The sequence below is a fragment of the Roseovarius mucosus genome (assembly GCF_002080415.1).
Classification (GTDB): Bacteria; Pseudomonadota; Alphaproteobacteria; order Rhodobacterales; family Rhodobacteraceae; genus Roseovarius; species Roseovarius mucosus_A.
Window position 1 is genome coordinate 337,223 of sequence record NZ_CP020474.1, and the last position, 13,911, is coordinate 351,133.

The window sequence follows — 13,911 nt, forward strand, 5'->3', positions numbered from 1 at the left end:
TCGCGCCGCCATAACTGTGTGCAGCGAAACCGCATCGAGAGAGTGACCGTGACAGAGTTGACCCCAAGCCGCCCGACCTCCCCCGACGTGACGCCGCTCGCGCCGCGCCTGCGCCGCGCGCCCGCGCTCGCCACCCGCCGCCGCCTTGTGCTGGCGCTCAATGTGGTGACGGTCGCGGCGCTCTTTTCCGCGATGCTCGCACTGTTTCTGCCGCTAGGCATCACTTGGGCGGAAGGCGCGATGCTCACCGCCTTCCTGCTCACGCTTCCCTGGCTCTCAATCGGCCTCTGGAACAGCATTCTTGGCCTGCTGCTTGATTTGCGCCACGGTGCGGGGGCCGCTGCCCATGTCACCCCGGCCCTGTCGCGCATTCGCGGGGATGAGGCCATCACCGCCCGCGTCGCCGTCGTCATGCCCCTGCGCAACGAAGACCCGGACGCCTCCATCGCCCGCCTGCGGCGTCTGGAAGAGGAAATCGCCTGTAGCCCCTATGCCGGGCGCTTCTCGTACCACGTGCTCAGCGATACCGATGACGCCCATGTCGCGCTCAAGGAAGAGGCGCGCATCGCGCAATGGCGCAGCGCACGGCCCACAGCCGCGATCCACTACCGCCGCCGCACCGACAATACCGGCTACAAGGCGGGCAACATCGCCGAGTTCCTGCACAGCCCCGAAGGTGCCAGCGATCTTTTCCTGCCGCTCGACGCCGATAGCGAAATGGGCGCCGATACGGTCTTTCGGCTGATCCGCGTCATGCAGGTCAGCCCTGAAATCGGCATGTTGCAAAGCCTTGTCACCGGCCTGCCCGCGCGCAGCCTCTTTACCCGCGCCTTCCAGTTCGGCATGCGCCACGGCATGCGCTCTTACACGCTTGGCTCTGCTTGGTGGCAGGGCGATTGCGGCCCCAACTGGGGCCATAACATCGTGATCCGCACCACCCCCTTCCGCGAACAATGTATGCTGCCGGTCCTCAAGGGGCGCGGGCCGCTTTCCGGCGCGATCCTCAGCCACGATCAGGTCGAGGCGGTGCTCATGCGCCGCGCGGGCTATGAGGTGCGCGTTCTGGCCGAAGAATCCGAAAGCTATGAGGAAAATCCGCCCAGCCTCGTGGATTTCATCCGCCGCGAACTCCGCTGGATGAATGGCAACATGCAGTACTTCAAACTGCTCTCGATGCCCGGCCTGAAACCTGTGAGCCGCCTGCAACTGGGGCTGGCCATCCTCATGTATATCAGCGCCCCGGCATGGATTGCCTTTATTCTGATCGGTGCCGCCCTCGCAGGCACAGCAGACCAGATCAACGCCATTCCCGCCGCCGCCGGTCTGACACTCTTTGCTGTGCTCATGACGCTCAGCCTCAGCCCAAAACTCATGGGGCTTGCACAGGTGCTCTGCTCTTCCGCGCGCTCTGCGGCCTATGGTGGGCGCGCGCGTGTCCTTTTGGGCGGCCTCGCAGAGATTGTGTTTTCCATGCTCACCTCGCCTGTCGTGGCTGTGGCGCTCACACAATTCGCCATCGGGCTCGTGTTTGGCCAGCGCATCGGTTGGAGCGCGCAACAACGCAGCCGCGACCGGCTCGAATGGCATGAGGCCGCGCGCGTGCTCTGGCCGCAAACCCTGCTTGGCGGCGCGCTTTGCCTGTGGTTCTGGATTCAGGCCCCTTGGGCGCTGATCTTTGGCGCGCCGGTGCTGCTGGCGCTTCTCCTCTCGATTCCGGTGGCGGTGCTGTCGACCCTGCCCCGCCCCAGCCGCTGGTCGCAGGCCACCGGCCTCTTTGACATCCCCGAAGATCGCCGCCCCGCGCTGCAATCCGCCCCCCTCCACGCCAACACCGCCTGACATGGGAGAGACCGCATGACCGCTTTCAGACTGACCGCTTTTGGCACCACACTCTGCACCACGCTCGCGCTTGGCTTGGCACATCCCGCTCAGGCCGCCCCCGCCACATGGACAATCGACCCCGAACATACGGTGGTGGCCTTCACCATCATGCACGCAGGCTATGCCAAGGTCTTGGGCCGCTTTTCCGACATCGAGGGCAGCTTTGTCTACGACCCCGAGACGCAGGAACTGGGCGAGGTGACCGCCCGCATCGGTGCCGCGAGCGTCAACACAGACCACGAAAAGCGGGACGAACACGTCCGTTCGCCTGATTTTCTGGATGCGGGCGGCCATCCGATGATCACCTTCACCGCCACCGACAGCACGCCCACCTCTGAAACAACCGGCACCGTAACGGGTGATCTGACCATTCGCGGCGTGACCCAGCCCGTGACCCTCGACGTGACCCTGAACAAACGCGCGGTCTACCCCTGCTGCCACGGCAAAGAGACGCTTGGCATCTCCGCCACTGCCGAAATCCTGCGCAGCGATTTCGGCAGCACCTATGCCCTGCCCGAGTTCGTGGGCGATGCTGTCGGGATCATCCTCGAATTCGAAGCGATCCGCGCCGACTAGGCATCGCGCGCAATCATTTTGTCACAGAGTCCGATTTGTGACCGGCTTTGACCGAATTCGATATACCATAGCGGCCCTTTTTGCCCGAAATTGGGGCAAAGGAGTCGGATACAATGCGCTATTCAGGATTCAAGGTCATCAAAGAGGCCCTCACCGGCCACCGGGGCTGGGGCCCCGCTTGGCGTGATGCCACGCCGCAGGCGTCCTATGATTACGTCATCATAGGCGGCGGCGGGCATGGGCTGGCGACGGCCTATTATCTGGCCAAGGAATTCAAGCAGGCGCGCATCGCCGTGCTGGAAAAGGGCTGGATCGGCGGCGGCAACGTGGGCCGCAACACCACCATCATCCGCTCCAACTATCTGCTTGATGGGAATGAACCCTTCTATGAATTCTCGCTCAAGCTCTGGGAGGGGCTGGAGCAAGACCTGAACTACAACGCTATGGTCAGTCAGCGTGGCATCCTGAACCTCATTCACACCGACGCACAGCGCGACGCCTTCATTCGGCGCGGCAATGCGATGATGCTGAACGGCGCCGATGCCGACCTGCTCAGCACCGCGCAGATCGTCGCGCGCTACCCTTTCCTCAACGTGAATGACGCCCGCTTCCCGATCAAGGGCGGCTTGGCGCAGCATCGCGGCGGCACCGTGCGCCATGATGCGGTGGCATGGGGCTATGCCCGCGCCGCCGATCAGCGCGGTGTGGACATCATCCAGAATTGCGAAGTCACGGGTTTCCGCATCGAGAACGGCACATGCCTTGGCGTTGAAACCTCGCGCGGCTTCATCGGTGCCAAAAAGGTCGGCGCTTGCGTTGCCGGCTCGTCCTCGCGGCTCATGTCGCATGCGGGCATGCGCCTGCCGATTGAAAGCCATGTGTTGCAGGCCTTTGTGTCAGAGGGCCTCAAACCCGTGCTGCCCGGCGTCATCACCTTTGGCGCAGGCCATTTCTATTGCAGCCAATCCGACAAGGGCGGGCTTGTGTTCGGCGGCGACATCGACGGCTACAATTCCTACGCCCAACGCGGCAACCTGCCCGTGGTCGAGGATGTCTGCGAAGGCGGCATGGCGATCTTTCCGATGATCGGGCGCGCACGGCTCCTGCGCATGTGGGGCGGCATCATGGACATGAGCATGGACGGCTCGCCCATCATCGACCACACCCATATTAAGGGGCTCTATTTCAATGGCGGCTGGTGCTATGGCGGGTTCAAGGCAACGCCCGCCTCGGGCTTTGTCTATGCCCATTTGCTCGCCACCGACACGCCCCATCCCACCGCCACCGCCTATCGCTTCGATCGCTTCGCCAAAGGGCTGATGATCGACGAAAAAGGCATGGGCAACCAGCCCAACCTGCATTGAGGGAGACCGCGCCATGCTGATCAATCACCCCCTCCTCGGCCCCCGCGACGCCAGCGAATTCGTCTACAAAGGCGACGCCGCCCTTATCAACCGCCCCGACCCGGACGCACCCGATGCGCTGGCGCAGTTCATCGACTACGGCTATCTGCGCGACAATCCCGCCGGGGCACATCGCGAACTGTGGTTTCACGAACAGGGCGACCGCTCTTGGCTGGTCGTCACCCGCAACACGCTCACCCATGAAATCACCGCTGTGGAACTGGCCCGCGACGTGGCCCGCCGCGAGGGACGCTCCAAATGACCCAAGTAAATCGCCTCAAGGGCGGGCTGATCGACCAGAGCCGCGCCATCTCTTTTCGCTTCGATGACAAATGGATGAAGGGCCACCCCGGCGATACGCTTGCCTCGGCACTTCTGGCCAATGGCGTGCGCCTGATGGGCCGCTCGTTCAAATACCACCGCCCGCGCGGCCCGCTCTCGGCTGGCTCGGAAGAGCCGAACGCGATCGTGGAACTGCGCGACGGCGCGCGGCGCGAGCCCAATACCCGCGCCACCACCGCAGAACTGTTCGACGGCCTGACCGCGCAATCGCAAAACCGCTGGCCCTCGCTCGCCTTCGATGCGCTCTCGATCAATGACCGCCTCTCCAGCTTCTTTGCCGCCGGGTTTTATTACAAAACCTTCATGTGGCCCGCGGCCTTCTGGGAAAAACTCTACGAACCGATCATCCGCCGCGCCGCCGGTCTGGGATCGCTCAGCCTGCAAGCCGACCCTGACAGCTACGACAAGGGCTATCTGCATTGCGACCTGCTGATCATCGGCGCAGGCCCCGCAGGCTTGGCCGCCGCCCTCACGGCGGGCGAATCCGGTCTCAACGTCATCCTCGCGGATGAAGATTCCCTGCCCGGTGGCCGCCTCAATGCCGAAACCTTTGCCATGGGCCAGCAGCCCGGCCATGACTGGGCGGCAGAAACCGCCGAACGGCTTGCCGCCCTGCCCAATGTGCGCCTGATGACCCGCACCACCGTACTCGGGGCCTTCGATCACGGCATCTACGGTGCGCTGGAACGGGTCAGCGATCACCTGCCCGTCCCCCCCGAGGGCAAGCCGCGCCAGATCCTCTGGCGCATCTATTCCACCCGCGCCATTCTCGCCGCCGGGGCCACCGAACGCCCCATCGTCTTCGAGAATAACGACCGCCCCGGCATCATGATGGCAGGCGCGTTGCGGGCCTTTGCCAACCGCTGGGCCGCCACCCCGGCGCAAGAGATCGCCGTCTTCACCAATAATGACGACGGCCATCGCACCGCGCGGGATCTTCTGGCCAAGGGCGTCACCGTCACCGCCGTGATCGACACCCGCCCCGATGCGCCCAAAGGCACCGGCTATGAGGTCATCGCGGGCGGCACCATCACCAATACCTCAGGCCGCCTTGGCCTGACCAAGGTCGAGGTGACGGACGCGCGCGGCACTCGTCGCAGCGTGACCTGTGGTGCGCTTGGCGTCTCTGGCGGCTGGAACCCCAACGTCAGCCTCACCTGCCATCAGCGTGGCCGCCCCACATGGAACGCGGATATTCACGCCTTCGTGCCCGGCGGCACCCTGCCTCAGGGCATGGTGGTTGCGGGCGCGGCCAACGGCCTCTTCTCGACCCATGCCGCCCTGACTTCGGGGGCTGATATCGCTGCCCAGATTGCGGCCGACCTTGGCCACACCGCCACGCGCCCCGATCTGCCGCAGGCCGAGGATACACCGCTGGCGATCACCCCCTTCTGGCATGTGCAGGGGGCCAAGCGCGCTTGGGTCGATCAACAAAACGACGTGACCGCCAAGGATATCAAACTGGCGCATCAGGAAAACTTCACCTCCGTCGAACATCTCAAGCGCTATACCACGCTTGGCATGGCCACCGATCAGGGCAAGACCTCGAACACCGCAGGCATGGCGATCATGGCCGAGGTGGCGGGCAAATCCATCCCCGAGGTGGGCACCACCATGTTCCGCCCACCCTATACGCCCACCGCCATCGGTGCCTTTGCGGGCCGCGCGCGCGACAAGGATTTCCGCCCCACCCGCAAAACCCCCAGCCATTTCTGGGCCGAGGAACAGGGCGCTGTCTTTGTCGAGGTCGGCATGTGGCTGCGCGCCCAATGGTTCCCGCGCGCCGGCGAAACCCATTGGCGGCAAAGCGTCGACCGCGAGGTGCTGCAAACCCGCGCTTCCGTTGGCATCTGCGATGTGACGACCTTGGGCAAGATCGACGTGCAGGGGGCCGATGCCGCCGCCTTCCTCAACAAGATCTATTGCAACGCCTTCGCCAAACTGCCCGTCGGGCGCGTCCGCTATGGCCTCATGCTGCGCGAGGACGGGATTGCCATGGATGACGGCACCGCCGCGCGTCTGGCCGAGGATCACTTCGTGGTGACAACCACCACCGCCAACGCGGTCACGGTCTATCGCCACATGGAATTCGTGCGCCAATGCCTCTGCCCCGACATGGATGTGCAACTCATCTCCACGACCGAGGCTTGGGCGCAGTTTTCCGTCGCTGGCCCCAATGCCCGCAAACTGCTGCAAAAGGTGGTGGACCCGGAATTCGACCTCTCGAACGACGGCTTCCCCTTCATGGCCTGCGGCGAGATCACCGTTTGCGGTGGCCTGCCCGCGCGCCTCTTCCGCATCTCCTTTTCGGGCGAATTGGCATATGAAATCGCCGTGCCCACGCGCTACGGCGATGCCATGATCCGTCGGTTGATGGAGGCAGGGCGCGAGTTTGACGTGGTGGCCTATGGCACCGAAGCACTCGGCGTCATGCGCATCGAAAAGGGCCACGCGGCAGGCAACGAACTCAACGGCACCACCACCGCCCTCAATCTCGGGATGGGCAAGATGGTCTCGGCCAACAAGGATTCCATCGGGGCCGTGCTCTCGCGCCGCGACGGTCTCAATGCACCGGACGCGCTGCGCCTTGTCGGCCTGCGCCCGGTAGACCGCTCCAAACCCGTGCCCGCAGGCGCGCATCTGATGACCAAGGGCAGCCCGGTCGATGCCGCTCATGATCAGGGCTATGTGACCTCCGCCTGCTACTCGCCCAATCTCGGGCATTCCATCGCGCTGGCCTTCCTTAAATCCGGCGATACCCGCTTGGGCGAAACCCTGCGCCTTGTGTCCCCCCTGACCGGCGTCGAACATGACGTCGAAGTCGTCAGCGCCCATTTCGTCGATCCAGAAGGAGAGCGCCTCCGTGCATGATCTCATCGCCATCACCCCGCTCGGGGCGACCCGTCCCCGTATCGACAACCACGGCCCCGTGACCCTGACCGAAGTCACCGACCGCGCCTTGGCCTCTGTCGCCGCCCGCCTTGGGCATGAGGCACAGACAAGCGCGCTCATAGCTGCCCTGATCGGCACCCCGGCCCCCGGCCCGGCCCGCATGGGCGGTGCCACACTCACCGCCTTCTGGATGGGACCGGATCAATGGATGCTGTCAGCCCCGGTTGAAACCCACGAGGATTTGGCCAAGCAGGTCAAGGCGCAGGCTAAGGGGGCCGCAAGCGTCACAGACCAAACCGGCGCATGGTGCCGCTTTGACCTCAGCGGCGATGGGCTGGCCGATGTGCTGGAACGCCTCACCAACGCCAATACCCGCTCCTTTACGGGCGGCGAGGCGCAGCGTGCCGCGGTCGAGCATATGGGCTGCTTCCTCTTGTGCCACAGCCCGCGCCATATCTCGGTGATCGGCCCCCGCTCCTCGGCGGGCTCCCTGCATCACGCGCTCCTGACCGCGATCCGCTCGGCGCACTAAACCCGTCCCGGGCTCGACCCGGGACCTCATAGACGAAAAGCAAGACCCCCCGGCTCAAGGCCGGGGCGTGTCCTCCTTAGGGGCCGTCCCGGGCCTGACCCGGGACCTCACTCAACCCCCTCAAACAACCCAAGAAAAACCCAGCCTACCCCTCCAACGCCTGCGCCAGATCAGCCATCAGGTCGCCCGCATCCTCGATCCCCACGGAAAACCGCAACAACCCCTCGGGAATGCCGGTATGCGGCTCGATCGTGTGGCGATGCTCCACCAGGCTCTCGACCCCGCCCAGCGATGTGGCGCGCTGGAACAGCTGCAACCGGCCCGCCACCTCCAGCGCCCGCTCCCGCCCGCCCGCCACCAGGGCGGACAGCAAATAGCCATAGCCGCCACACATCTGCCGCGTGGCAATGGCATGGCCCGCATGGCTGGCCAATCCGGGGTAAAACACCGTTTCAACCTTCGGATGCTCCTCAAGATACCGCGCCACCGCGAGGGCATTCTCACACATCCGCTCCATCCGCAGCGGCAGCGTCCGCATGCCGCGCATCAGCAGCCACGCCTCGAACGGCCCCATCACCGCGCCCGCATCATGCCGGTCTGTCGCGATCTCTTGCCACATCGGATTGCCCGGCTCGCGGCACGACAGCACCCCCGCCAACACATCCGAATGCCCGTTGAGCGCCTTGGTGCCCGAATGCATGACAATATCCGCGCCCAGATCCAGCGCCCGCGTCAGCACCGGCGTCGCCGCTGTGCCGTCGACCACCAACAGCGCCCCCGCCTTATGTGCCATGCCCGCCGCCGTGGCGATCTCGACCGTTTTCAGCCACGGGTTTGACGGCGTCTCGATCCAGACCATATCCGCCGAGGATCGGCATGCCGCCGCCAGCGCCGCCGGGTCCGCCGCGTCAATCTCATCAAGCAGGATGGCGCGCCGCACACAATAGGCCCGCACCCACTTTAACGTGCCCCAGTAGATGCCATTCTGCATCACCACCCGCGCGCCACTGGGCAACGCCCGAAACACCGCCGCCACCGCTGCCATACCACTCGGGAACAGAAGCGTCGCCGCCGCACCCTCGAGTTGCCGGATCACCTCTTCCGCCTGCCGCACCGTATCATTCTGATCGCGCCCATAGATATTGTCGGGGCGCAGCAGGGCATAATCGGCCCCCCGCGTATAGGTCGTGGCCAACGAAATTCCCGGCACCACGCCCGCCGTGGCGCTGTCTTTGGCCCCCGCTGCCTGCGCGGCGATTGTTGCGGGTTTCAGCGGTTCATTCTTCATGCGTCGATCTTTCCATAGTCCATCGTGAATAACCGCCCCGGCCCCCATCCCAGTGCCCCAGCCCCGGCCCGCCGCAGCATATCCCAAAAAAGCGCCTGATTCGAGGTCACGACCGGCAGGCCCAATTCCGCCTCAACCGCGTCAATCACCCCAAAGGTGCGTAAATTGGTGCAACTGGCAAAAACCGCCTCAACCCCCGGCACGCGCCCTGCCTCCAGCATCGCACGCCGCGTGCTTGTTTCAGCAATCCGCGCGACGGTCCAATCCTCTTTCTGACCGAAACTAACCGAATGGATCACCTCGATCCCCGCCGCGCCGAGCGCCGCCGCCATCGGCCCGCTGACCTCACGCACATAGGGCGTCACCATGGCGATCCGCCGCACCTGCAACCGATGCAAGGCCGCGATCACCGCACTCAGCGGGTTCGTCACCGGCACGCCCGGGTGCGCCAGATTGATCAACCGCGCCACCTCGTCCGATCCGATGATCGTCGCTCCCGACGTGCAGGCATAGGCCACCGCCCGCAAATCGCGTGGCAAGAGCGCCGCCGTGCGCGTCATCTCGGGCGCCATGCTGGCCAGATCCTCGGGCGTCACATCGGCCTTCGCCGGAATACGCGCATGCATCAGGTTCACATCGCGCCCCGCCAGCACCATCCGCGCCTCATATTCCACCGTCTCATCCGTGCTGAGCATGATCATGCCCAGCCGAAGCCCCGCCCCCGCGCCCTCATCCAGATCGTACTGCATCACACCCCCTCCACCCGGCTGATTGTTCCACCCGAAACTGCGGCCCGCACCCCTGTGGTGCTGGCACAAGAGGTGGGCAACCCCCGCGCCACCCGCACCGCCAGATAGGCAAAGGCCTGCGCCTCCAGCATATCGCCATCCAGCCCCACCGCCTCGACCGGCTCAACCGGGCAATCAAGGGCGGCACGCAACATCTGCATCATCACGCGATTATGCCGCCCACCCCCCGTCACCAGCAATCGCACCGGCGGGCGCGGGCAATGCTCCATGCCGCGCAACACCGCCGCCGCCGCCATTCCGGTCAATGTTGCCACCGCATCGGCATCGCCCAACTCTCCCACCAATCCGATCATGTCGGCAAATGTGTCCCGGTCCAGTGACTTGGGCGGCATTCGCAGGAAATAAGGCTCGTCCAGAAACAGCTCCAACGCCCCCTGCGCCACTTCCCCCTGACGCGCCAAGGCGCCATCACGGTCAAACGCCTCGCCCCGCCGCGCCAGCATCAAATCATTGATCGGCGCATTGGCAGGCCCGGTGTCAAACGCCAGCACTGCCCCCGCCTCTTCAGGCCGCGCGAAACTTGGATCAACCCAAGTGATATTGCCCACCCCGCCAAGGTTCAGAAACGCCAGCGGCTCCGTCGCCCCGATCCATTTGGCACAGGCGAAATGGAAAAACGGGGCCAGCGGCGCGCCTTCACCGCCCAGCCGAACATCCGCGCTGCGAAAATCCCAGACCACCGGCAGGCCGAGCCCCTCGGCCAAACGCGCCCCATCCCCCAGCTGATGCGTGCCCCGCCCGCGCGGCTCATGCGCCAAGGTCTGCCCGTGAAACCCCACCAGCGCCGCGCCGTCAAACCGGCTCAAAACCTCCAGATGCGCGCTCTCAACCAGCGCTTGTGCCTCCGCCAAATCTTCGCCCGGCCACTTGCCTAACGCCGCCGCCAACACCGCTTGCTCCTCGGCGGAATAGGCACGATAAGCGCTTGGGCCAAAGGCATAAATCGTCGCGCCATCAGTCTCGACCATGGCCGCATCCACCCCATCCAAAGAGGTGCCCGACATCGCCCCCAACGCCCAGAGGCGCTCCGCCTTCAACATGGCCTTTTCCTTTGCCCACCGACTGCATATACATGCCGCGCAAACCAAGCCGGGACAAGCATTATGACCTATCGCCCCAAATCCGAATTCCTGAACGTGATGATGTCGCGCGGCTATCTCGCCGACTGCACCGATTATCAGGGTCTGGACGAGGCATTGAGTGCTGGAACCGTCACCGCCTATATCGGCTACGACGCCACGGCGAAATCTTTGCACGTTGGGCACCTGCTCAACATCATGATGCTGCGTTGGCTGCAAAAGACCGGGCACCGCCCGATCACGCTTATGGGCGGTGGCACCACCAAGGTGGGCGATCCCTCGTTCCGCTCGGATGAACGCCCGCTGCTCTCACCCGCGCAAATCGACGACAATATCGCTGGCATGAACCGCGTCTTCGCCCGCTACCTTGCCTACGGCGAGGGGCCGCAGGATGCCATGATGCTCAACAACGCCGAATGGCTCGACGGGCTCAACTACCTCGAATTCCTGCGTGACATCGGGCGGCATTTCTCCGTGAACCGGATGCTGTCCTTTGAATCGGTGAAATCGCGCCTTGACCGCGAGCAATCGCTGTCCTTCCTCGAATTCAACTACATGATCCTGCAAGCCTATGATTTCCTTGAACTGAACCGTCGCCACGGCTGCGTCCTGCAAATGGGCGGCTCGGATCAATGGGGCAATATCATCAACGGCATCGACCTCACCCGCCGCGTCATCGACCACGAGGTGTTCGGCCTCACGTCGCCGCTGCTCACCACCTCGGATGGGCGCAAGATGGGCAAATCGGCGGGCGGCGCGGTCTGGCTGTCGGGCGATATGCTCAGCCCCTATGAATTCTGGCAATTCTGGCGCAACACCACCGACGCCGACACCGGGCGCTTCCTCAAACTCTACACCGAACTGCCGGTTGAAGAATGCGACCGCCTTGGCGCTTTGGAAGGCTCCGACATCAACGCCGCCAAGATCATTCTCGCCAACGCCGTCACAACCCTCCTGCATGGGCCCGAGGCGGCGGCGGCGGCCGAGGCCACCGCGCGCGAGGTGTTCGAACATGGCGGCGTGGGTGATGACCTGCCCACCGTCGAGGTGACAGCGGATGAGGTGGCCGAGGGGATTTCCATCGTACAACTCATCGTGCGCGCCGGTCTTGCCAAATCCGGCAAAGAGGCCAAGCGCCTGATCACTGAAAACGGCGCGCGTTTGGATGACGAACCGTTAACCGACGCGGGCCTGATGATCGACGCCGCAGCCCTGACATCGCCGATCAAGCTGTCGGCGGGTAAGAAACGTCACGCTCTCGTCAAGCTGTCAGACTGAGCGGCTAACGGTAACAGCGGACCTTACAAAATCAGCTTACGATTTGTAAGGTCCGTAAGGGTCACCCCCGCCCGCGCAGCGCCTCGCGCAGCACGTCGCGCACCACATCCGGCGGCACGTCCGAGGTGATGAACGCCTCACCAATCCCGCGCGCAAGGATGAACCGCAGCTTGCCATCAACAACCTTTTTATCCTGCCCCATAAGGGCAATCAGCCCATCGGCATCTGGCAAATCTCCAGCAATATCAGAAAGATCAACCTTCATCTTCATGTCGCGCAGATGCGCCCGCACCCGGCTTGGGTCTTCCTGCGAACACAAGCCAAGCCGCGCCGACACCTCGAATGCAAGCGCGCAACCAATCGCAACCCCCTCCCCATGCAAGAGCCGCGACCCATCATACTGTGTGGCAGACTCCAGGGCATGACAAAATGTATGACCCAGATTAAGCAAGGCCCTGTCACCTTGCTCGGTCTCATCGCGCGTCACAATCTCGGCTTTCATCTCAACCGACCGCGTCACAAGATAAAGTCGCGCTGCCATATCACCCGCTGCGGCACGTGAAGCATTGCCTTCAAGCCACTGAAAGAATTCACTATCTCCAAGCAATCCGTATTTGGCCACCTCGCCATAACCGGCCAGATAATCGCGTTCCGTCAGCGTTCCCAACACCTCGATATCCGCTAGAACAAGGCTTGGTTGGTGAAACGCTCCGATCAGGTTCTTGCCCTGCGGCGCGTTGATCCCCGTCTTGCCCCCCACAGAGCTGTCGACCTGCGCCAGCAAACTCGTCGGAACCTGAACAAAGCGCACGCCCCGCCGCAGCACCGCCGCCGCGAACCCGACCAGATCACCAATCACGCCACCGCCAAAGGCAATCACCACGTCATTGCGCTCAACCTTTTCCTCCAGCAACCATTCGACCACCCGCTCGAAATGCGGCCAGGATTTGGTCGCCTCCCCCGCCGGAAGCGTCAGCGAAACCGAAGAAATACCGTTCTTTTCCAATCCGTTGCAAAGCGTTGCTAAGTGCAATGGCCCCACCGTCTCATCGGTCACAATCGCCACACGCGGACGCCGCAACAGCGGTGCAATCAGCGCCCCGGACTGCCCCAACAGACCCGGCCCGATGTGAATATCATACTCCCGTCCCGGCAGGCCCACATGCACGATTTCGGTCATTCCACCCACTCCAATACGTCCTTGCGCGCGCTGAGCGCGTTAAGAACTTGCTCGGCCATTGCCTCGACACTGTACTCCGGCCGCGCCCGCACCCGGATCTCTGCCAACTCATAGATCGGCACACGGGCATTATAGATATCCGCAAGTGTCTCATATGGATGAGCTGTGCGCAGTAAGGGCCTGGTATTCTTTCCTTTTACCCGAGACCACAAAAGCGGAAGATCCGCATCGAGCCAGATCGAAACCCCCTTGCGCGCCACAAGATCCCGGTTGCGCTCCGCCAAAAACGCGCCCCCGCCCGTGGACAGGATCGCTCGCGGCCCATCGAGCAAACGGTCGATCACCTCGGTCTCCCGCGCCCGAAAAAACGTCTCGCCATCCCTTTGAAATATCTCGGAAATCGCCATATTCGCGGCCTTCTCGATCTCAGCATCCGAATCGAGAAACGGCACGCCAATCCGGGCCGCCAGCGCCTTGCCCACCGCCGTCTTGCCCGCCCCCATCATGCCCACCAGCACAACCGTCTTGCCCAATGTCCAGTGCCCTTTGCCCGACACTTTCGGCGCTCCCTTGCCCATTCACAAAGTTTTTCACTCAATGACGTGATCTTGCGCAAAAGGCCAGTTATAACTTGGGAAAAAGAACGGGCAA

At 63.7% G+C, this 13,911-nt stretch carries 12 protein-coding genes; 7 read left to right on the forward strand and 5 right to left on the reverse strand.

Annotation, left to right across the window (positions count from 1 at the left end; all coding sequences use genetic code 11):
- Positions 1–48 precede the first annotated feature (48 nt).
- The 6 genes from mdoH (at position 49) to ROSMUCSMR3_RS01675 (ending at position 7,626) form a co-directional block, all read left to right on the forward strand.
- Positions 49–1,839, forward strand: a complete 1,791-nt coding sequence (gene mdoH / locus ROSMUCSMR3_RS01650; protein WP_237183512.1) for a glucans biosynthesis glucosyltransferase MdoH — start codon at positions 49–51, stop codon at positions 1,837–1,839.
- Positions 1,840–1,854: 15 nt separating this feature from the next.
- Positions 1,855–2,457 carry a YceI family protein gene (locus tag ROSMUCSMR3_RS01655; RefSeq protein WP_008281095.1) on the forward strand — a complete coding sequence of 201 codons (603 nt, stop codon included), beginning with the start codon at positions 1,855–1,857 and terminating at the stop codon, positions 2,455–2,457.
- A 113-nt stretch (positions 2,458–2,570) separates the two neighbouring features.
- Positions 2,571–3,821 (forward strand): sarcosine oxidase subunit beta family protein, encoded by a 1,251-nt coding sequence (locus tag ROSMUCSMR3_RS01660; protein WP_081506237.1) that lies wholly within the window; start codon positions 2,571–2,573, stop codon positions 3,819–3,821.
- Between the two features lie 13 nt (positions 3,822–3,834).
- The gene (locus tag ROSMUCSMR3_RS01665; RefSeq protein ID WP_008281097.1) at positions 3,835–4,122 is read left to right on the forward strand and encodes a sarcosine oxidase subunit delta; all 288 of its coding nucleotides are present in this window, start codon (positions 3,835–3,837) and stop codon (positions 4,120–4,122) included.
- On the forward strand, positions 4,119–7,073 hold the full coding sequence (locus ROSMUCSMR3_RS01670) for a sarcosine oxidase subunit alpha family protein (RefSeq protein WP_081506238.1): 2,955 nt from the start codon (positions 4,119–4,121) through the stop codon (positions 7,071–7,073). Before ROSMUCSMR3_RS01665 ends, ROSMUCSMR3_RS01670 begins: the two co-directional genes overlap by 4 nt.
- Positions 7,066–7,626, forward strand: coding sequence for a sarcosine oxidase subunit gamma (locus ROSMUCSMR3_RS01675; RefSeq protein ID WP_081506239.1), 561 nt, complete (start codon positions 7,066–7,068; stop codon positions 7,624–7,626). The genes ROSMUCSMR3_RS01670 and ROSMUCSMR3_RS01675 overlap by 8 nt, the downstream gene beginning before the upstream one ends.
- Positions 7,627–7,771: 145 nt before the next feature.
- Here ROSMUCSMR3_RS01675 and ROSMUCSMR3_RS01680 read toward each other — a convergent pair whose 3' ends face one another.
- Genes ROSMUCSMR3_RS01680 through ROSMUCSMR3_RS01690 form a run of 3 tightly spaced genes read right to left on the reverse strand, consistent with a single transcriptional unit; the run spans position 7,772 to position 10,763 of the window.
- Positions 7,772–8,914 carry a trans-sulfuration enzyme family protein gene (locus ROSMUCSMR3_RS01680; RefSeq protein ID WP_081506240.1) on the reverse strand — a complete coding sequence of 381 codons (1,143 nt, stop codon included), beginning with the start codon at positions 8,912–8,914 and terminating at the stop codon, positions 7,772–7,774.
- The gene (locus ROSMUCSMR3_RS01685; RefSeq protein ID WP_081506241.1) at positions 8,911–9,663 is read right to left on the reverse strand and encodes an aspartate/glutamate racemase family protein; all 753 of its coding nucleotides are present in this window, start codon (positions 9,661–9,663) and stop codon (positions 8,911–8,913) included. The genes ROSMUCSMR3_RS01680 and ROSMUCSMR3_RS01685 overlap by 4 nt, the downstream gene beginning before the upstream one ends.
- Positions 9,663–10,763, reverse strand: coding sequence for an anhydro-N-acetylmuramic acid kinase (locus ROSMUCSMR3_RS01690; protein WP_081506242.1), 1,101 nt, complete (start codon positions 10,761–10,763; stop codon positions 9,663–9,665). Before ROSMUCSMR3_RS01690 ends, ROSMUCSMR3_RS01685 begins: the two co-directional genes overlap by 1 nt.
- Positions 10,764–10,826: 63 nt before the next feature.
- Here ROSMUCSMR3_RS01690 and tyrS point away from each other — a divergent pair, with 63 nt between their 5' ends.
- Complete coding sequence (tyrS, locus tag ROSMUCSMR3_RS01695; RefSeq protein ID WP_081506243.1) at positions 10,827–12,080, forward strand: tyrosine--tRNA ligase; 1,254 nt, start codon at positions 10,827–10,829, stop codon at positions 12,078–12,080.
- A 61-nt stretch (positions 12,081–12,141) separates the two neighbouring features.
- Here the strand turns inward: tyrS and aroB are convergent, their stop codons facing one another.
- Both aroB and ROSMUCSMR3_RS01705 read right to left on the reverse strand, forming a co-directional pair.
- Positions 12,142–13,260, reverse strand: coding sequence for a 3-dehydroquinate synthase (gene aroB, locus ROSMUCSMR3_RS01700; RefSeq protein ID WP_081506244.1), 1,119 nt, complete (start codon positions 13,258–13,260; stop codon positions 12,142–12,144).
- A complete protein-coding gene (locus ROSMUCSMR3_RS01705) occupies positions 13,257–13,838 on the reverse strand; it encodes a shikimate kinase (RefSeq protein ID WP_081506245.1) in 582 nt (193 codons plus the stop codon). Before ROSMUCSMR3_RS01705 ends, aroB begins: the two co-directional genes overlap by 4 nt.
- Positions 13,839–13,911 lie beyond the last annotated feature (73 nt).

What these genes read in the sequence shown, in the direction of transcription:
- ROSMUCSMR3_RS01655 (WP_008281095.1), top strand. Translation starts at nt 1,855, where the DNA reads ATGACCGCTTTCAGACTGACCGCTTTTGGCACCACACTCTGCACCACG.
- ROSMUCSMR3_RS01660 (WP_081506237.1), top strand. Translation starts at nt 2,571, where the DNA reads ATGCGCTATTCAGGATTCAAGGTCATCAAAGAGGCCCTCACCGGCCAC.
- ROSMUCSMR3_RS01665 (WP_008281097.1), top strand. Translation starts at nt 3,835, where the DNA reads ATGCTGATCAATCACCCCCTCCTCGGCCCCCGCGACGCCAGCGAATTC.
- ROSMUCSMR3_RS01670 (WP_081506238.1), top strand. Translation starts at nt 4,119, where the DNA reads ATGACCCAAGTAAATCGCCTCAAGGGCGGGCTGATCGACCAGAGCCGC.
- ROSMUCSMR3_RS01680 (WP_081506240.1), bottom strand. Translation starts at nt 8,914, where the DNA reads ATGAAGAATGAACCGCTGAAACCCGCAACAATCGCCGCGCAGGCAGCG.
- ROSMUCSMR3_RS01685 (WP_081506241.1), bottom strand. Translation starts at nt 9,663, where the DNA reads ATGCAGTACGATCTGGATGAGGGCGCGGGGGCGGGGCTTCGGCTGGGC.
- ROSMUCSMR3_RS01690 (WP_081506242.1), bottom strand. Translation starts at nt 10,763, where the DNA reads ATGTTGAAGGCGGAGCGCCTCTGGGCGTTGGGGGCGATGTCGGGCACC.
- tyrS (WP_081506243.1), top strand. Translation starts at nt 10,827, where the DNA reads ATGACCTATCGCCCCAAATCCGAATTCCTGAACGTGATGATGTCGCGC.
- aroB (WP_081506244.1), bottom strand. Translation starts at nt 13,260, where the DNA reads ATGACCGAAATCGTGCATGTGGGCCTGCCGGGACGGGAGTATGATATT.
- ROSMUCSMR3_RS01705 (WP_081506245.1), bottom strand. Translation starts at nt 13,838, where the DNA reads ATGGGCAAGGGAGCGCCGAAAGTGTCGGGCAAAGGGCACTGGACATTG.